This is a genomic window from Paraburkholderia azotifigens (genome assembly GCF_007995085.1).
In the GTDB taxonomy this organism is placed as follows: domain Bacteria; phylum Pseudomonadota; class Gammaproteobacteria; order Burkholderiales; family Burkholderiaceae; genus Paraburkholderia; species Paraburkholderia azotifigens.
Map to the genome: position 1 here is coordinate 520,342 of NZ_VOQS01000003.1, position 18,093 is coordinate 538,434.

Consider the following 18,093-nt stretch of genomic DNA (forward strand, 5'->3'; position numbering starts at 1 on the left):
TTGTCAAATGGGTCAGGGAGATCGCAGTGTACTGCTGGCCGATGCATTCGGGCCTGCGTCCACGTTCTTGCGAATGGGTGAAAGGCCGGCCGGCGCGAGCCGGGTCAGGCCGCGCACGATCACCCCGGGGACACGCCCCTCATCGGCCGCGAGGTCCGACTGCGCGACGGCATGGCGGACCGCACGCCCGCCCAGATAGCGGAACGGCTCAGGTGGAAACGCGCGGCGCAGCGGTTGAACCAGTCCGCATCGCGCCCATTCGTCATCGAGAGCAAGCGTCAGCGAGCGAAGAATCTTTCCGCCTAGCATCGAAGGGCCGACACCGTTTCCCGAATAGCCGATGCCGTAGAAAATGTGCGGGCTGCCGGGCAAGGCGCCGAACAAAGGCAAGCCATTGCTCGAGCGGTCGATCGGTCCCGTCCAGCTTTGCACGACATCGCTTTGTGCGACGCCCGGATAGATGCGCGACAACCATTCCGCTACCGTCGATTCGATCGGCGAGCGGCCATCGAATTTTCCTTCGACGCGCGATCCGAAGGCCATCTTTCCGCTGCCGCCTCCTTTGCCGAACACGATGCGTCCATCGGGCGTCGTTCGATAGTAGTGGACCAGCATCCGGCAGTCGGAGATGGTCATGCCGTCCGTCCAGTGAATTGCTTCCAGCAGTTGTGGTAAAGGCCGAGTGATGACGATATCGCTCGAAACAACCGCGATCGCTTTTCGAATCTCCGCGAAGACGGAACCCCACGCATTCATCGCGAGAATCACTCTTTGTGCCTTGACGGTTCCATGTTGACAGCGGACCTGCGCAGGCTCACTGCGATCGAGCGCGAGCATCGGCGATCGCTCGAATACTTTGACCCCAAGCCGCACTGCATGCCGCTTGAGACCGCGTGCGAGCTTCGCTGGTTGAACCGACGCCGAAATCCGTTCGAAGACGCCAGCGAGATGTGCGGGCGATCCGCCCGGCAACGGGGTTTCATTACGTGGTGTCTCGAATGGAGCCTGACCCAGCCGCGCCGCTGCGGCAACGGTGGCGTCCCACGTGCCGATTTGCGCCTGGGACGTCGCAGTCCACAGCCATCCGTCGAGCCGCATTTCCGCATCAATGTCATGCTTCTCGCAGAACGCCTGCAAATCGAGAATCGCCTGCGACGACAGATTGCATAGCCGCTCAGCCTCGATCTCGCCGCACACTTTTGCAAGCGACGCGAACTTGGCCCACAGGCTAAGGACGAAACCGCCGTTTCGCCCGCTGGCTCCGCTGCCACACAGGTCTCGCTCGACGACGACGACCTCTGCTTCTGGCCGCGCCTGCTTGATCTCTATTGCGCTCCATAAGCCCGTGAATCCGCCGCCTACGATACAGACATCGGCTGCAATGTCATGGTCGAGCGCGACGAGCGGCTCGTGCGCTTCGCTGTCAAGCGCATCCTTTAACCAGAAGCTGAGATCGCGGGTGGATCGGATTGTCGGGTGCATATTGGCAGCATCGAAAGTCACGCCCAAATCGCAACCGCTCGCGCCGCATTCCGGCCGCGCAGCCATTCGAGCAATTGGAGCAGGCAAGTGGAAAAGGCGACAAGAATCGTCGCGAGTGCAGCAATCGTCAGGCTGATGTTCTCACGGATTCCGGTGAACATCTGGCGCGGTACTGTCGTCTGATCCGCGCCCGCAACGAATAACGTTACAACGACTTCATCGAAGGAGGTTGCGAAAGCGAAGAGCGCTCCCGAGATGACCCCGGGTGCAATCACCGGCAATGTAATTCTAAAGAATCTTTTCACTGGATTCGCGCTTGGCGAAAGGCTGGCACGCACCAGGTTGTGATTGAAGCCCTGCAACGTCGCTGCGACTGTCGTCACGACGAACGCCACGCCCAGCGATGCGTGCGCGAGAATCAATCCAGTATAGGTACTCGCAAGTCCGAGCGGCGCAAAGAAAAGGTACATGCCGATGCCGACTACTACGACATGCACGATCATCGGCGAGACGAGGATCGCCATCAGCAGACCTTTACCGCGAAAGTTCGCCTTCGTCATATAGCAGCGTCAACACGGCAAGACCGCGGAGCACGAAAAACAGGCTCGGCCAGCCAGCGTCTCCGGCACGACCGCAACTCGCACAAAACCCGGCGTGAGCCCGTCCATGCACACCGATACAGGCGCGCATCTGCCGCGCGACGCGAATGTCCTCGCCATCGCCGTCATGGTCGACGTTGCGAATCATCTCTTCGCCGGGCATCAGCGTTTTGCTGGCCGCCCACGCCCAGGCGACGGCATCAGAATGGCCAGAAGAAGAAGGAGTGATGACGTCGTGCGTGGACCGCACGAGGGGGGCGCGTTTCGGGACCGAGCTGGGCACGGGAATCGATGACTCGCGCGCGCAGCGCCATATCGTAGAAGGCGCCCACCATCGGCAATGCGCTGTGCGCCCCCTCACCCCAATAGTCGTTGCCAAGCGTCACACGCGCATCGTCGAAACCGACCCACGCACCAGCGACCAGTTGCGGATGCATCAGGATGAACCAGCTATCGGTGTTGTCTTGCGTCGTACCCGTCTTGCCGGCGACGTCGGCGCGAATCCCGAAGCGGCGTCGGATGTCAGAACCGGTGCCCCTGTTCACGACGTCGCGCATCACGTCGGCGAGCGTCTGCGCTGCACTGACGGGTAGCGCCCGTTCCGGCGATGCACTCGGGAATTCCGCGAGCACCTTGCCATCGTGGTCCTCGATACGCGTGACCATGCGCGGTGCGATATAGGCGCCGCGGTTTGCGATCGTGCAATACGCCGAGACCATTTCTTTCAGCGTGACCGGGCTCGTGCCCAGCGCGAGCGACGGCACCGCTTCGAGCGGACTTTCGCGCACACCCATCGCACGCGCGAGCCGCGCAACCTTCCCGGGGCCTTCCTTTTGCATAAGCTGCGCGGTAACGCGGTTGCGCGAATTCGCGAGTGCGTCGCGCAGCGTCATGGGTGCGCCAGTGGGCGGCTCCGCGTCGGTCGGCCGCCAGATCGCATGTTCGCCTAGCGGAATGGCGACATTCCGGTCGACAATCGTATCGCCTGGCCGCGCGCCGTCCGCAAAGGCCGCGCCGTACACGAACGGCTTGAATGTCGAGCCCGGCTGACGCCGCGCCTGCTGCACGTGATCGAACGGCTCGTCGCCGAAATCGCGACTGCCGACCCATGCCTTGATATCTCCGTTGCGTGGATCGATGGCGACAAAACCTGCCTGGATCGTCGCTTTGCTCCGGCACAGCGCACGCACGAACGCGGGGTCCGTGGCGAGCTTCCTGAGCGCGACCTCATCCGCCTGGCCGGCATCGCGTGCGGTGCGGTAGTCAGGCGTTTGCCGGATGAAGTTCTGGAACAGGGCGTTCCCGGGCGAGCAGCCCGTGCGTTCGTTCCATGCGCCATTTGCGATCCATTGCAACTGGTTCGTCTGCCAGTTCATCGCCTGCGTCGCCATTGCCTGCAGACGGGAATCGATCGTCGTGCGCACGACGAGTCCGTCAGCATAGATGTTGTAGCCGTTGCGGTCGGCCCATCCCGTCAGCCACTTGCGCAATTGCGCCGCAAAATGCGGCGCGGGGCCCGGCGACGCAGTCTGCTGTTCGAAATCGACGTTGAGCGGTTGCCGCTTGAGCCATGCATACGCGGCGGGCTTGAGCTTCCCATACCTGTTCATCTGCCCGAGCACCGTGTTACGCCGCTGCAAGGCGCGCTCGGGATTGAGCACCGGGTTATAGGTGCTGTTGGCCTTCAGCATGCCGACGAGCGTCGCGCTTTCGAGAATATCAAGCTGCGCGGCCGATTTGCCGAAATAGGTGCGTGCGGCCATTTCCACGCCGTAGGCGTTATACAGGAACGGCACCGTGTTCAGGTACGTCTCGAGAATCTGATCTTTGCTGTACACGGCTTCGATCTTGAGCGCCGTGATTGCTTCCTTGAGCTTGCGCGTGAGGGTCGGCGCGCGGCCGATTTCGTCGGGATACAGGTTGCGCGCGAGCTGCTGCGTGAGCGTCGAGCCACCTTGCCGGTCACCCGAGAACGTGTGCAGTGCGGCCGACACGATACGCTTCCAGTCGATGCCGTGGTGCTCGTAGAAGCGCCGGTCTTCGGTCGCGACCAATGCGTCCACCATATACGGCGAGACCTGCTTGAGCGACACCCATTCGCGATTGACCGGCTTGAATTCCGCGAGCAGTTTGCCGTCGGCGGACACGATCAGGGCTGGCCGGTCGACACGTGCCTTGCGGATATCGCCGATACCCGGTGTGAACGGTACAAGCGCGAGCACGTACACCACGAGCAGCGCCGGCACCGCGCCGAGTGCCCACGCGATCCCGCGTCGGGTCGGGTGACTCAGGCCTCGCAGCGCGGCAAAAAAGACGAGTCGGCCGTTCGTTCTACTGGCAGCGGCAAGCGTTCGAACGCGGGCAAGCGACCTTGTGCAACGTTGACGAAACAAGGACCAATATCGGCGAATCACGGTGACGACGGGCAAGCGGGAAAGGCGGGATCGTACCAAAGCGCAAGGACGCTTCTGCCGCCAGAAGAGGGTCGCCAGCCACGTCATTAACAGATGATTACAATTGTTTCGATGTGAACGACGTTCTCAGCTGCCGCCCCCGTTTTGCTTTAGCCGTGTGTGCAAGTTCGGGGCGCATGCCGCGGTGGCCGTTTGCACTCGATCACGATCCGGTCACAGCGAGCGACCGCTGACCTGAGCGTCACCGCCAAACTCACCGTCAGCTAGCGGCGATGGAATAGATCACCACGCCTGGCTGTTCTGGTAAGGCGAACCACAGCGATGTGGCCCATATGCGTCGCCCCCAACCCGGATAGTCATCATGTTCCCTTTTCGGTTTTGTCCGATTAGCGCCATTGGCTCGCTCTGCGCTGATGGCCCACGACGACCCGCCGCTCGAGCCGCAGTACTGGTCTGTGTTGCGCTGATATTGCCCGTCGCAGCGAATGCAGCTGATCCCGTCCCACCGACCCTCTCGCCTGCCGACGTCCAGCCGTTTGCGGTCACGACGGCCACGGGCGTGCAGATCTATCGCTGCGAATTCGACAGCAGCCGTCATCTTCGCTGGGTGTTCCAGCATCCGAAGGCCACGCTCTACGATGCGGCCGGTCAAGCCGCCATTCAGCATGACGCCGGCCCGTCCTGGGAAGCCGCCGATGGCAGCCGGATCGTTGGCCGTGTGCTAGCCCAGGCACCGAGTGCCAGCCCGAACAGTATTCCGCAACTGCTGCTCGAAACTCACACTACGGCTCAAGGCAGCCTGTCTGCCGTGCGTTTCGTGCAACGACTCGACACCGCAGGCGGCACCGCGCCCGCCGAATCTTGCGTCGACGAACATCAAACCGGTAGTTCTCCCTATTTTGCACGCTACATATTCCTGAAGTAGCGCCGCCGCGTTACATGCGCTGTTGGCGAACATATCCGGCCCGGGCATCCGGACGAGGGAGCTTCACCGCCAATTGCTGGGGTGCGCGTCTCGGGCCGCGCCATGCCGACGCTTCACATCATCGAAGCGTCGGAACCGATGAGCGTCACATCGGCTTTTACGTCGAATGTTCTGCTCGCGGCAGCGCCGCTCCTCTTTTCCCTCGGTGTGGCCCGTGATTGGCCATAGCCGACGTTGGAGTATCGGTCGCTGTGAGGTGCCTGACAGGCCCGTTGCCGCCGTTCGCACTGTCGCAGCCTCGAGTGCACAATTTGGCCGGTTGGGACGGGCGCGGCCCAAAGGCCGCGTTGAAGCCCAACCGACGCTCGAACGTCATCGAGCTGCTTTCGATCGCGTTCACACGGGTAGTGACAGGCTTCGTCGACTGATGGTCATCTTCCAGCCAGATCAGTGGCCCCGTCGACCAGCGAGATCGTGCTAAGCGTCGTCGCTCGCCCGTTGGAATGCATCGACGGCGGCCTCGAGCGTCATTCGTGCCTTCTCGCGCCGCCGGCGCGCGAGTCGCTCCGCGCCTGCGCTGCGTTCGGCTTCACCGGCAAGCAAAGCGTGAATGTCGGGTAGCGTAAAGATGGTGCCGCGACTTCCCCAGGTACCGTCCGGAATCTCCGTTGGGAAGACCCAGACGCGCGATACGACCTCTTCGAACGGTCGGTTCTCGGCGCGTGCCACCGCTTCCGTGATTGCCCTAACGAGCGCTCTACGCGACTCGTCGGTGTATTGCCCTTCGGGCGCCGACGGAATGATCCGGTAGCGCGCGGCTTCCGAGCGTTCCCCACCGACGAATACGGCAGCAGGTCGATGGAGATTGAGAACAGACACGCGCTGTGCAATCGGATTGGCGGGATCATACCCTTCCGCCTTGATCAGAATGTCAGTCAATTCTTTGATCAGATGGGCTTCCGCCTCTCGGGTCAGGGCATCTTCGGGCCAGAGTGCGTCGATCATCGGCATGGTGCTGCTCCTTAATCAGGTGTAATAGGCCTAGTGGTTTGCGAGAGAGCTTTTCTACTCGTTCAGGCATGAGTTCCGGTTAAATGAGTGCGATCACGACATCGATGTTGCCGCGCGTAGCCTTGGAATACGGACAGGTCTGATGTGCGCGGTCCACCAGCGCCTGAGCGATGTCACGCGACAAACCGGGAAGGCTTACGTTCAAACGTGCCTGGAGAAAGTAGGCGTCATCAGTCGTTCCGAGATCAATTTCGGCATCGACACTCGTGTCGACCGGCAGCACGACGTTCAGGGCGCGTGCGGCCCCCCTCATTGCGCCAATAAAGCATGCGGACCAGCCGGCACCCAACAGTTGCTCGGGATTCGTCCCGTCGCCTGCGGAACCCGGCCGCGAAAGTTTGATGTCAAGGCGGCCGTCCGAACTGCGCGCGACCCCATCGCGGCCGCCCGCCGTATGAGTCTTGCCTGTGTACAGCACGTTTTCGATTCGAGTCATGATGGTCTGCTCCAGTCGATCAATAGAAGTATTAAATTGTGGAGATGTATCCCGCGTGTGTCGGAATGCGCTGGTTTTGTAATCTCAAGTATCAGCTTGCGCTGCGGATAAAGTGCACTGCACGGCTGCGGCGCGCCAGATCCAGTGAATGCGGCACCGGGTCGCGCGCCGTCATGTCGAGTGACAGAAGAGATGTCGGGCGCCTATCCACACCATACTGATCACCGCCCGGAATACCCGTCGGCGTCGAATTTGGCGAACCGTGCGTCGCGAGCCGATTGTTCGTCATACGTTCTGACGACTTTTTGCGGGTTGCTCATGATTGACCTCCGAGATTGTTCGGCATTTGCTGTCGGGAGTCCGCAGCGCCATTGGTTCGCCAATGTAGACTTACTCGACCCGGTTGCGTACACCTGCAATGGACAAACAGTTGTGATCTCCAGGAACAAATGCAGCCGGCGTCTCTGTGGACTTCAAGCGTGTCCGCATGCGGCGAAACGTGTCCAGATGAGTCGAGACGGGAACACCAAAGCACTAGAGTTGATCAAGTCAGTTTGACTGAATAATCGTGCGCTGCGCTAGAACGTGGGCAAGAGACAGTACGGGTGCTTTCAGCGGATGGTCCGTTATCGCGGTCCGTGGAATGACGAACGACTTACTGTATGGTTATGATAGTCAGAACGAATTCGCGAAACCGCGGCACGCCGAGCGGACTGACGCCGCGAATGTCGCGCTACGTGGGACTTTCCGGAGAATGCCATGTGGGAAAAGACCAATTTTAAGGGCTTTGAGGTTTGGGTGATGCCGATCCTTGCATACGGGCCGCCAGCAGACGACACTCCGTACCATTACGTCGGATACGTTTGCCACCCAGGGGCTGATGTTCGTATGTCCGATCAGCGCACGCAGTTCTTCGAGCTCGCGAAATTTTTCGTGACGGCAGATGAGGCTCGTAAGGCCGCATACGCGGAGGGACGCGGCCTGGTGGAAACGCTCATCGGTGATGATTGAGCAGGCTGGTCCACGGCCGAGACCTGCGGGGCGTCCCTGTGGAAGCATCTCGGCCATTGCCGACATTGGAGTGTCAGGCACTGTGAGGCAGCTGTTAAGCGCTATGTCGCCGTTCGCGCCGTCGTAGCGAGCTAAAGTCAGAAGTGGTGTACGAGAGAGAGAGAAGCGAAAAGCAACGACCCGGCATTCTGCCAGTGACAACTCAAGCTAACCACGCTCATGTTAGATGGTGCGAGCCGGATTCATTCAGTTGGTGAACAATCAGGCCGCCCGCGACCTCCAAGAACCTCCTCAAACTAGCATCCAACTGCTATTGCGCGACGACACCAAGAGACGCGAAGTAAGACGCATAGCTGCAAGCGGCCACTGCGTTAATGCGAGTTAGACGACTGCCGAGTGTCCGCAAGTACTCATTCACTTACAACGATCCCTGACATTCAAGGCGACGACAGCGCGAGCGGTGCAAAGCGTCTATGACGCCGTCTCACAGGGGCACACACTCCAGCGTCAGCTTAGAACGACTCGCGGATTAGTGGACGATGCTAGCCATTTAGCCACCGCCTGCACTCGCCTATCGAAACCGGATGAACTCACCCTCGCCGAGCCCGGCAAGCGTGAAACTATAGGCACTCGCCCCCTTTTGCAAAAAGCTGCGGGATTGTGTATCAACGCCAATGTTCCGGGTCGGTCCACTTGCGTCATTCAACGACCCGTCGGGTGATTTCGCTCGCTCGCGAATTCTGGTTCCCCGTCCGTCTCGACTGCCGTTATGCGCCGTGACCGGTCACTCCGCAAGCAACCACGCGCTTCTCCAGAAGAAAACGAAGGGAAACTGAAACACTCCGCTAGCTGCTTGCGGCGACTGGCAGATGCGTTCTTTACTTTCGGAGTCCATATCTACTTGTTCTATGGAAGTCGAACTTTTGACCGGATCAGGGTGCGCGACGCGATAGTCCAGGCCATGAAAATATACCCATCAAAAAGGCCTATCGCTATTTTTCATGATGTGGAATTAGAAGTGCGTTCCTTTTTGTGCGCGGAGTGCGGCGTCAAAAAAGTGCGTGCTTTTTTGTCTGCCGATACCTATCACCCCCATTAAGAGTAAGGCCATCCAATCATATCGTGAAAATCCGATATAAGATTCGGACCATAGCGATGCAGATGCCGACGTCCCGGCCAGAGAGTCAGCCCGCCGTTTCATGAACACGAAGACCAACCCCAAGTCCACTGATATCGACATCGACGCGATCCACAAGGCGCTGGCCAACCCGGCGCGTCGCGTGATTCTTGCGAAGCTGCGCGAGCCGGAGACGTATTTTCCGGAGCAGCAGCTGTCGTACGAGCACGGCGTCTGTGCGGGTCAGATCGACGACTGCTGCAGCCTGTCGCAGTCGACTGTATCCGCGCATCTCGCCACGCTGCAGCGCGCGGGACTGATCACGTCGAAGCGTGTGGGCCAGTGGGTGTTTTTCAAGCGCAACGAGGCCGTCATCCAGGCGTTCCTTGCGCACATGAACGCGGATCTCTGACGGCGCGCCCGCGTCTTCGCTTGTTCCCGAATGCAGTCTCGACACACACGGGCCATGCGCCCGCAAGGATTGAAACAACATGCCGACTCTTTTCGACCCGCTCCAGATTGGCGATCTCACACTGAAGAACCGTATCGTGATGGCGCCGCTCACGCGTGCACGCGCCGGCGATGTCCGCGTGCCCAACGCGCTGATGGCGAAGTACTACGCCGAGCGCGCGAGCGCCGGCCTGATTCTTTCGGAAGCCACGTCCGTCACGCCGCAAGGTCTCGGCTACGCGGACACGCCGGGCATCTGGTCGGATGAACAGGTGGAAGGCTGGAAGCTGGTGACGCAAGCCGTCCACGCAAAAGGCGGCAAGATCTTCCTGCAACTGTGGCACGTCGGCCGCGTGTCGGATCCCATGTTCCTGAACGGCGAACTGCCCGTCGCGCCGAGCGCGATTGCGCCGGAAGGCAATGTGAGCCTCGTGCGTCCGCAGCGTCCGTTCGTCACGCCCCGTGCGCTCGACGTGTCGGAGATTCCGGGCATCGTCGCCGCGTATCGCAAGGGCGCGGAGAACGCAAAGAAGGCGGGCTTCGACGGCGTCCAGGTGCACGGCGCGAACGGCTATCTGCTCGACCAGTTCCTGCAGGACAGCACGAACAGGCGCACCGACGCATACGGCGGTCCGATTGAAAACCGCGCGCGTTTGCTGCTCGAAGTGACGGACGCGTGTATCGATGTGTGGGGCGCGGATCGCGTCGGCGTGCACCTCGCACCGCGCGGCGACTCGCACACGATGGGCGACTCGGACCCGGCCGCGACCTTCGGCTATGTCGCGCGCGAACTCGGCAAGCGCAAGATCGCGTTCATCGCGGCCCGCGAAGCGCGCGGCGAAGACAGCCTCGGACCGCAGCTGAAGCAGGCATTCGGCGGCGTCTATATCGCCAATGAAAGCTTCACGAAGGAAAGCGCTCAAAAGCTGCTGGACTCGGGTGAAGCCGACGCTGTCGCATGGGGCAAGCTGTACATCGCGAACCCGGACCTCGTGCGCCGCTTCGAACTCGATGCGCCGTTGAACACGCCCGTTCCCGCTACCTTCTACGCGGAAGGCGCAACGGGTTACATCGACTATCCCGCGCTGGAAGCAGTCAACTAGGATCGCGCCGATTCGTTAGCGGCACATGGCGATGCGAACGCGGCGGGAGCGATTCCCGCCGCGTTTTTTCATTGATGGCCTGGGTTTTTATTCGCCGGGCTTCACCGCGCGCCGCATGAACACGCGCATCGTTTCGTCGACGCCGCGCGCGATCCGCAGCTTGCGGATACGCAGCAACGCGGCATCGAGCTCGTCGTCTTCGAGGATATGAAAGCCGAGCCGCTGGTAATACGGCGCGTTCCACGGCACATGGCGGAACGTCGACAGTTCGACATGCGCCGCGCCTGTTGCGCGCGCCCTTGCATCGACCCGATCGAGCAAAGCCGCGCCGATTCGCCGGCCCGCATGCTGCGGCACGACGTCGAGCGCTTCGACATAGATGCGCGCGCGCAGCATCGCGAACATCACGAAGCCGACGCACGCACCGTCGCATTGTGCGACGATCACTTCTTCCGCCCTCACCTTTTTCAGCACGAACGGCGCATCCATCGGACGCGCTGCCGCGATGCCCGTCAGCCCGACGCTCACGAAGCGCTGCGCCGCCTCGTATTCGACGACGCGAATCGACGGAACGTCTTCGGGCACCGCGTTTCGATAGTGGACTTCGGGCATTGGCATCGGTTGCATCATGAAAGACGGACATTCACGCGGACATATTGACACCGCCTGCACGCGCAATTCAACCCTCCGTCCGAACGCGCGCGGCACGCCGATATAATCCAGCCTGAGACCCACTCGCAAAGGAGTCGTTCATGGCACTTTCCGGTCTTCTCGTCTTCGCGCTCGCGCTGATCGTCGCAGCGGGCTCGCCCGGCCCCAGCATCGCGGCGCTCGTCGCACGTGTGCTCACCAACGGTTTGCGCGACGTGCTGCCGTTCCTCGCCGCGATGTGGATCGGCGAAGCGCTGTGGCTGACCTGCGCGGTCGCCGGTCTCGCCGTCGTCGCGCAGACCTTCGCGCTGGTATTCATCGCGCTGAAATTCGCGGGCGTCGGCTATCTGCTGTTCCTCGCGTGGAAGATGTGGTTCGCGCCCGCCGACGTCCACGAAAGCGCGCTGCCGCGTGGCCAGTCGCCGTGGCGCATGTTCGTCGCGGGGCTGATGGTGACGCTCGGCAATCCCAAGATCATGGTGTTCTATCTCGCGCTGCTGCCGACGCTCGTCGATGTATCGCGCGTCGGCACGCTCGCGTGGCTCGAACTCACGCTGACGATGCTCGCCGTGCTGATGACCGTCGATTTCGTCTGGGCGCTGCTCGCCACCAAAGCGCGCACGCTGCTGACCAGCCGCCGCGCGGTGAAGATCGCGAACCGCACCAGCGCGACGATGATGGCAGGCGCCGCAGCCGCGATCGCGACGCGCTAGCGCCGCATTTCCTTCCCACGGGAGCCTGCATGCGCGCCCACATGTTCAAGCAGATCGGCCGCGACGCGCTCGTCGCGCTAGGCCGCGAACTCGCTGCCTGGAAGCCGACACCCGAGCGCGCACTGTACGGCGTCGAAGCGGTGATCTCCGTCGTGCTGTCGGTGGCGCTCGCGCATCTGCTGCATCTGCCGAATACGTGGTGGGCCGCGATCAGCGGCTTCGCCGTGATGCAGACGCGCTTCTCGGCCTCCGCCCAGCGCGGGCTGCATCGCGTGCTCGGCACGATCGTCGGCGGACTGCTCGGCGCGCTCGTCGGGCCGATGATCGGCGATCGTCCCTGGCTCTTCGTGCCCGTGCTGGGCGCGATCAGTGCCGTCTGCGTGTATCGCGCGAACGGCTCTTCGGCGTCGTATGCATGGGTGCTCGGCGGCATCACGTGGGTGATGGTCACGTATCAGGCGCACGAACTGCTGACATTCAGGCCGACCGCTTCGTTCGCGATGCTGCGGGTGGCCGAGGTGTGCGTCGGCACGTTCGCGTGCGTCGGCGTGTCGGGCGTGTTCCATGTCGGCATGCGCTGGTACGAGCGGCGCCACCCTGCATCGAAAGTCGCGGCGGCAGCGGTCGCCTCCGCGAACGCCCCGCGCCCCACCTTCGAGACGCTGCGCCACGCGCGCATGGTGCTCGCCGTGCAGGCGGGCGCCGCGGTGGCGATCCTCGCGGCGCTCACGTATGCGCTCAAGCTGCCCGGCTTCGCGCAGGCGCTCGTGACGACGATCGCGGTGCTGATCCTGCCGCCGACGTCGATCGTCGTGCGCTCGCAAAAGCCCGTCGCGGACAAGATGGTGCAGCGCGTGGTCGGCTGCCTGATCGCAGGCGCGATAGGCATCGCGCTATTGCCGCTGATGCAAGGCCAGGTCCTGCCGTGTCTGCTGGCGCTGGCGGCCGGCGTGTGGGCAGGTTGTCACGTGCAGACGGGCAAACAGGGCGCGAGCTATATCGGCGTGCAGTTCACGGTCGCCTTCATCATGGTTTTCGTGCAGGACCACGCGTGGTCCGCCGATCCGCACCCCGCGATGATGCGTCTCGCGGGCATCCTGACGGGCATCGCGATTCTCACCTGCGTGATGCTGCTCGCGGCGCGCCTGTCGTTCCTGCCCATCTCCGAAGAAGCGACGCCCTGAACCCGGCTCGAACCTGAAGACGTATTACGGCTCGCCGAACAGCGCCTCGCACAGTTCGCGCCCTTCGTCCGTGAGCGTCGCCGTGCCGTGCCCCTCCTCGTCCATCTGCACGGCGATCACGCCCGCCGACTGCAACTGCGTGAAATAGCGTCGCAGCGTGCTCATGGGCAGGTCGGAACGCTTGCTGATCTTCGCGAGCGACCACGCCTTGTCAGGCGATGCATTGGCCGCCTCCCACAGCAGCATCAACAGCTGCTCGACGGCGGGATCGAGTTCGTGGTCGTCGTCATCGTCGTCGCAATGCTTGTCGTGTGCGGAATCATTCGGGTTCACGTGAAGTCTCCTCTGCTCATTGACGCGCGCTCGCCGCGGCAAGCTTGCCGACCGTCACCAGCGCATTTTCGATTTCCGGCGACCACGCGTAGCTGTAGTTCAAGCGTATGCAATGGCTGTACCCGTCGGTGGTCGAGAACATATAGCCGGGGCCAACCGTGATGCCGTGTTCCAGCGCGAGCTTGTACAACTGCATCGAGTCGACGCTCGGCGGCAGCTCGACCCACAGCACGTATCCGCCCATCGGATGCGACACGCGCGTGCCTTCGGGAAAGAAGCGCGTGACCATCGCCGTCATCAGTTTCGCGCGCTGCGCGAGGCCCTTGCGCAGCTTGCGCAGATGATGCTCGTAGCCGTCCTGCTTCAGATACTCGGCAATCGCAAGCTGCGGAATCGACGGCGTGGTCAGCGTGTTGAGAAACTTGAGTTTCTCGACCTGTTCGCGGTAGCGACCCGGCATCGCCCAGCCGATCCGGTACGCAGACGTCAGCGTCTTCGAAAACGACGCGCAATGCAACACGAGCCCTTTTTTGTCGTAGTTTTTCAGCGCGCCGGGATGCACGTCGCCGAAGTACAGTTCGTGATAGACGTCGTTTTCGATCACGGGCACGTCGTGCCGCGCGAGCAGCTTGACGAGTTCGCGCTTCTTGTCGTCGGGCATCTGGAAGCCGAGCGGATTCTGGAAGTTAGGCATCACCATGCACGCGGCGATCTTGCGCTTGTCGAGTATCTGCGCGAGTGCGCCGAGATCGATGCCTTCGCGCGGATGCGTCGCCACTTCGATCGCGCGCATGCCCATGCGCTCGATCGCATGCAGCATCGCGTAGAACGTGGGCGATTCGACGGCCACCGTGTCGCCCGGTTTCGCGACGGCCTGCAAACACAGGTTGATCGCCTCCGTCGCGCCGACCGTCACGACGATCTCGTTCGGATCGACGGCGATGCCGTTCTCCAGATAGCGCCGCGCGATCTGCCGGATCAGATCCGGGTTGCCGGGCGGCAGTTCGTCGGTGACGCCCCATTGCGTCTTGCGCCGCCCGATTGCGTGCGCGTAGCGGTTGATCTTCTGGAACGGATACAGGCTGGGATCGGGATACGGAGAGCCGAGGGGCACGGCTTCATCGCTGCCGATCGAGCGCAGCGTGGACAGCACGAGCCGGCTCACGTCGACCTGCGCCGATACGGCAATCGGCTTCGACACATCCAGTTCCTGCACCGTCGACGGCGCGTCGTTCGCACCGAGCCGCACGAAATAGCCCGACTGCGGGCGGCTCTGGATCACGCCCTTGCTCTCCAGTATCAGATACGCGCGCAGCACCGTCGTGATCGAGATTTGCCGGTGCTGGCTGGTCTGGCGCACGGACGGCACGCGCTCGCCGGGACGAAACACGCCGCGCCGGATCTGCCCTTCGATTTCCTTCGCCAGTTCTTCGTAGAGCTTCAATCGATGCCTCTGCCTCGAGCACAACGGACGGGCACGGCGCCCAATTTTTGAGCACAGTTCACCGCCAAAGCACATTTAGGGGGATAACAGTCGAAACTGTACTCTTTTTCTATCACACATTGTGTACACACCGGCTACGCGTATTCCCCACTACCCTAGCGTCAACGTAACGTCATACCGCACGCAAAACATGGACAAGACCACCAAGCCGGGCCGCATCGAACCGTACACCGGGCCTGCCGCCGGATGGGGCGCATTGAAGTACGTCGCGATCAACCTGATGAAGGAGAAGGTCGCCGGCGGCAAGTACAAGACGCTGTTCAAGCAGAACCAGGCGGACGGCTTCGATTGTCCCGGTTGCGCGTGGCCTGATCGCCAGCATGCATCGACGTTCGAGTTCTGCGAAAACGGCGTGAAGGCCGTTGCGGCGGAAGCGACGAGCAAGCGCGTGACACCCGCGTTCTTTGCCGGGCACACCGTCGACGAGTTGATGAAGCAGGACGATTACACGCTCGAACAGCATGGCCGCCTGACCGACCCGATGGTGTTCGATCCGCTGACGGACAAGTACAAGTCCATTTCGTGGGACGCCGCGTATCAGTTGATCGCGAAGCATCTGAAGGGGCTCGACAGCCCGCACCGCGCCGCGTTCTACACGTCGGGCCGCGCGAGCAACGAAGCCGCGTTCCTGTATCAGCTGTTCGTGCGCATGTACGGCACGAACAACTTTCCCGACTGCTCGAACATGTGCCACGAGGCGACGAGCCGCGGCCTGCCGACGACGGTTGGCATCGGTAAGGGCACGGTGACGCTCGACGATTTCGAACACGCCGACACGTTGCTGATCTTCGGCCAGAACCCGGCGACGAACCATCCGCGCATGCTCGGCGAACTGCGCGAATGCGCGAAGCGCGGCGCAACCATCGTGTCGATCAACCCACTGCGCGAGCGCGGTCTGGAGCGTTTCGCGAGCCCGCAGCACGTGACGGACATGTTGACGATGTCGGGCGTGAAAATCGCATCCACGTTCATCCAGCCGAAGATCGGCGGGGACTTCGCGCTCATTAAGGGCGTCGCGAAGCGCGTGCTCGAACTCGACGATCTCGCCGTCGAACAGAACGCCGGGCGCGTGCTCGATGTCGCGTTTCTCGAGGAGCACACCGCGAACTTCGATGCGTTCGCCGCCGATCTGCGCGCCGAAAGCTGGGCAGCGCTGGTTGACGAAGCGGGCGTGCCGCGCGAAGACATCGAGAACCTCGCGCGCATCTACGTGAACGGCAAGCGCGTGATTTCAACGTGGGGCATGGGCATCACGCAGCACAAGAACTCGGTGGCGACGGTGCACATGCTGTCGAACCTGATGCTGATGCGCGGCAATATCGGCCGCCTGGGCGCGGGCTTGTGCCCGGTGCGCGGCCATTCGAACGTGCAGGGCAACCGTACGGTGGGCATCGAGGAAAAACCGGCTGACGCGTTTCTCGACCGCCTTGGCAAGGTGTTCGATTTCGAGCCGCCGCGCGGCCACGGCTTCGATGTGGTCGAAACGATCGAAGCGATGCTCGAGGGCCATGTGAAGGTGTTCATCGGGCTCGGCGGCAACTTCTCGATCGCGACGCCCGACACGCCGCGCACGTGGGACGCGCTGCGTGCGTGCGACCTGACCGTGCACATCACGACCAAGCTGAACCGCAGCCATCTCGTGCATGGCCGCGAAGCGCTGATTCTGCCGACGCTCGGCCGCACCGAAATCGATTTGCAGAATGGCGTGGCGCAGGGCGTGACGGTCGAAGACTCGATGAGCATGGTGCACGTGTCGTATGGCATGAACAAGCCGGCGTCGGAGAATCTCGTATCGGAGACGCGCATCGTCGCGCAGATCGCGCATGCGACGCTCGGCAGCGCGAAGGTGGACTGGCTCGGGTACGCGAACGACTACGCGAAGATCCGCGATGCGATCGAATGGTCGATCGACGGTTTCTACGACTACAACGCGCGCATTGCGCAGCCGGGTGGTTTTCATCTGCGGGTTGCATCGCGCGAACGCGACTGGAAGACGGACACGGGAAAGGCGAACTTCGTCGTGCATCAGATTCAGCGTGACACGCCGATTCAGCGCGCGAAGAGGTTGCACGGCGAGCGTGCGATGACGTTGATGACGACGCGGTCGCATGACCAGTACAACACTACGATTTATGCGCTCGATGATCGCTATCGGGGGTGTATAACCAGCGGCGTGTTGTGTTTGCCAATGCCGCCGATATGGCGATGCTTGGTTTCAAGGCTGGGGATTGGGTTGATATGGAAACCATCTGGGACGATGGCATCGAGCGGCGTGCTGAGCGGTTCTTGCTTGTCGAGTATGACATTCCGCGCGGGTGTCTTGGGGCCTATTACCCTGAAACCAATCCGCTCGTGCCGTTGAATAGCACCGCCGATGTTTGCAATACGCCTACGTCGAAGTCGATTCCCGTGCTGCTGCACGCATCTGGTGTTGCTGCTTGAGGTTTGGTTTTTTTCGATGTCTGCTGCGCTGGCATCCGCGTTTTCGTATCTGTGCTTCATGCGTTGCCCCTGTGCGGGGCGGCACCTACTTTTCTTTGCAGCGGCAAAGAAAAGTAGGCAAAAGAAAGCCGCTCACCCCGCCAATCCTTGTGTTTGCCTGCGGGCCCCCAACGGGTCCCGCACTCCAGACGGCAACACATTTTCCCACGCATGTTGCCAGCGCCTTTAACAGGCGCATCACCCACTCCAGTCACCCTTAGCGCAGCCCGCGGCAGCGATCCGTCTGCGCCGCCCAGGTGGCAAACGGTGTGTAGGCAGTCGCACCTTACGCGTTGGCGCTTCTACGACACCTATCCCGCTTTTCAGTCCGGAGTGGTGCACTTCGATTGCGACGGCCTACACACCGTTTGCCACCTGGGCGGCTGTGGACTTTCTGGTAAAGCGAAACGTGACGCGGGAAGGTGAAGTGGGTGAGGCGTGAGTTAGTACGCTGGCAACGTGCGTGAGACAGTGCGATGCCGTGTGGAGTGCGGGACCCGTAGGGGGCCCGCAGGCAACGACTAGTGCTGGCGGGGTGAGCCCGCTTTCTTTGCTTACTTTCTTTGCGGCGGCAAAGAAAGTAAGTGCCGCCCCGCACAGGGGCAACGCTCGCAAACCA

General features: G+C 61.9%; 14 protein-coding genes and 2 pseudogenes. 7 read left to right on the forward strand and 9 right to left on the reverse strand.

Annotated elements, in window-relative coordinates; all coding sequences use genetic code 11:
- Positions 1–12: 12 nt before the first annotated feature.
- The 4 genes and pseudogenes from FRZ40_RS19525 to FRZ40_RS19540 form a co-directional block, all read right to left on the reverse strand.
- Complete coding sequence (locus FRZ40_RS19525) at positions 13–1,482, reverse strand: FAD-dependent oxidoreductase (protein ID WP_147235253.1); 1,470 nt, start codon at positions 1,480–1,482, stop codon at positions 13–15.
- Between the two features lie 17 nt (positions 1,483–1,499).
- Positions 1,500–2,042 (reverse strand): annotated as a pseudogene (locus FRZ40_RS19530) (ABC transporter permease); the annotation flags it as partial.
- The gene (locus FRZ40_RS19535; RefSeq protein WP_147235254.1) at positions 2,017–2,331 is read right to left on the reverse strand and encodes a hypothetical protein; all 315 of its coding nucleotides are present in this window, start codon (positions 2,329–2,331) and stop codon (positions 2,017–2,019) included. The pseudogene FRZ40_RS19530 and the gene FRZ40_RS19535, both read right to left, overlap by 26 nt.
- On the reverse strand, positions 2,282–4,582 hold the full coding sequence (locus FRZ40_RS19540; RefSeq protein WP_420873872.1) for a penicillin-binding protein 1A: 2,301 nt from the start codon (positions 4,580–4,582) through the stop codon (positions 2,282–2,284). Before FRZ40_RS19540 ends, FRZ40_RS19535 begins: the two co-directional genes overlap by 50 nt.
- Positions 4,583–4,856: 274 nt before the next feature.
- On the opposite strand from FRZ40_RS19540, the gene FRZ40_RS19545 reads away from it, so the two are divergent.
- The gene (locus FRZ40_RS19545; RefSeq protein ID WP_147235258.1) at positions 4,857–5,420 is read left to right on the forward strand and encodes a DUF3455 domain-containing protein; all 564 of its coding nucleotides are present in this window, start codon (positions 4,857–4,859) and stop codon (positions 5,418–5,420) included.
- Between the two features lie 477 nt (positions 5,421–5,897).
- On the opposite strand, the gene FRZ40_RS19550 is transcribed toward FRZ40_RS19545, so the two are convergent.
- Together FRZ40_RS19550 and FRZ40_RS19555 are read right to left on the reverse strand one after the other, a co-directional pair.
- The gene (locus tag FRZ40_RS19550) at positions 5,898–6,431 is read right to left on the reverse strand and encodes a tautomerase family protein (protein WP_147235260.1); all 534 of its coding nucleotides are present in this window, start codon (positions 6,429–6,431) and stop codon (positions 5,898–5,900) included.
- Between the two features lie 79 nt (positions 6,432–6,510).
- On the reverse strand, positions 6,511–6,927 hold the full coding sequence (locus tag FRZ40_RS19555) for an organic hydroperoxide resistance protein (RefSeq protein WP_147235262.1): 417 nt from the start codon (positions 6,925–6,927) through the stop codon (positions 6,511–6,513).
- 759 nt (positions 6,928–7,686) lie between these two features.
- On the opposite strand from FRZ40_RS19555, the gene FRZ40_RS19560 reads away from it, so the two are divergent.
- From FRZ40_RS19560 to FRZ40_RS19570, 3 genes are all read left to right on the forward strand, one after another.
- Positions 7,687–7,938, forward strand: coding sequence for a hypothetical protein (locus tag FRZ40_RS19560; protein WP_147235264.1), 252 nt, complete (start codon positions 7,687–7,689; stop codon positions 7,936–7,938).
- Between the two features lie 1,199 nt (positions 7,939–9,137).
- Complete coding sequence (locus FRZ40_RS19565; RefSeq protein ID WP_035544370.1) at positions 9,138–9,467, forward strand: ArsR/SmtB family transcription factor; 330 nt, start codon at positions 9,138–9,140, stop codon at positions 9,465–9,467.
- Positions 9,468–9,546: 79 nt separating this feature from the next.
- A complete protein-coding gene (locus FRZ40_RS19570) occupies positions 9,547–10,608 on the forward strand; it encodes an alkene reductase (protein ID WP_028371270.1) in 1,062 nt (353 codons plus the stop codon).
- Between the two features lie 87 nt (positions 10,609–10,695).
- On the opposite strand, the gene FRZ40_RS19575 is transcribed toward FRZ40_RS19570, so the two are convergent.
- Positions 10,696–11,226, reverse strand: coding sequence for a GNAT family N-acetyltransferase (locus FRZ40_RS19575; RefSeq protein WP_231516414.1), 531 nt, complete (start codon positions 11,224–11,226; stop codon positions 10,696–10,698).
- Positions 11,227–11,360: 134 nt separating this feature from the next.
- On the opposite strand from FRZ40_RS19575, the gene FRZ40_RS19580 reads away from it, so the two are divergent.
- Complete coding sequence (locus tag FRZ40_RS19580; protein ID WP_028371268.1) at positions 11,361–11,972, forward strand: LysE family translocator; 612 nt, start codon at positions 11,361–11,363, stop codon at positions 11,970–11,972.
- Positions 11,973–12,001: 29 nt separating this feature from the next.
- Complete coding sequence (locus tag FRZ40_RS19585; RefSeq protein ID WP_147235266.1) at positions 12,002–13,156, forward strand: FUSC family protein; 1,155 nt, start codon at positions 12,002–12,004, stop codon at positions 13,154–13,156.
- Positions 13,157–13,180: 24 nt separating this feature from the next.
- On the opposite strand, the gene FRZ40_RS19590 is transcribed toward FRZ40_RS19585, so the two are convergent.
- Positions 13,181–13,489, reverse strand: coding sequence for a helix-turn-helix domain-containing protein (locus FRZ40_RS19590; protein WP_147235268.1), 309 nt, complete (start codon positions 13,487–13,489; stop codon positions 13,181–13,183).
- A gap of 16 nt (positions 13,490–13,505) precedes the next feature.
- Positions 13,506–14,933: an aminotransferase-like domain-containing protein gene (locus FRZ40_RS19595; RefSeq protein ID WP_147235269.1), complete on the reverse strand. Its 1,428-nt coding sequence runs from the start codon at positions 14,931–14,933 to the stop codon at positions 13,506–13,508.
- A gap of 190 nt (positions 14,934–15,123) precedes the next feature.
- On the opposite strand from FRZ40_RS19595, the pseudogene FRZ40_RS19600 reads away from it, so the two are divergent.
- Positions 15,124–17,435, forward strand: a pseudogene (locus FRZ40_RS19600) (FdhF/YdeP family oxidoreductase).
- Positions 17,436–18,093 lie beyond the last annotated feature (658 nt).

What these genes read in the sequence shown, in the direction of transcription:
- FRZ40_RS19525 (WP_147235253.1), bottom strand. Translation starts at nt 1,482, where the DNA reads ATGCACCCGACAATCCGATCCACCCGCGATCTCAGCTTCTGGTTAAAG.
- FRZ40_RS19540 (WP_420873872.1), bottom strand. Translation starts at nt 4,582, where the DNA reads ATGACGTGGCTGGCGACCCTCTTCTGGCGGCAGAAGCGTCCTTGCGCT.
- FRZ40_RS19545 (WP_147235258.1), top strand. Translation starts at nt 4,857, where the DNA reads ATGTTCCCTTTTCGGTTTTGTCCGATTAGCGCCATTGGCTCGCTCTGC.
- FRZ40_RS19550 (WP_147235260.1), bottom strand. Translation starts at nt 6,431, where the DNA reads ATGCCGATGATCGACGCACTCTGGCCCGAAGATGCCCTGACCCGAGAG.
- FRZ40_RS19555 (WP_147235262.1), bottom strand. Translation starts at nt 6,927, where the DNA reads ATGACTCGAATCGAAAACGTGCTGTACACAGGCAAGACTCATACGGCG.
- FRZ40_RS19560 (WP_147235264.1), top strand. Translation starts at nt 7,687, where the DNA reads ATGTGGGAAAAGACCAATTTTAAGGGCTTTGAGGTTTGGGTGATGCCG.
- FRZ40_RS19565 (WP_035544370.1), top strand. Translation starts at nt 9,138, where the DNA reads ATGAACACGAAGACCAACCCCAAGTCCACTGATATCGACATCGACGCG.
- FRZ40_RS19570 (WP_028371270.1), top strand. Translation starts at nt 9,547, where the DNA reads ATGCCGACTCTTTTCGACCCGCTCCAGATTGGCGATCTCACACTGAAG.
- FRZ40_RS19575 (WP_231516414.1), bottom strand. Translation starts at nt 11,226, where the DNA reads ATGCCAATGCCCGAAGTCCACTATCGAAACGCGGTGCCCGAAGACGTT.
- FRZ40_RS19580 (WP_028371268.1), top strand. Translation starts at nt 11,361, where the DNA reads ATGGCACTTTCCGGTCTTCTCGTCTTCGCGCTCGCGCTGATCGTCGCA.
- FRZ40_RS19585 (WP_147235266.1), top strand. Translation starts at nt 12,002, where the DNA reads ATGCGCGCCCACATGTTCAAGCAGATCGGCCGCGACGCGCTCGTCGCG.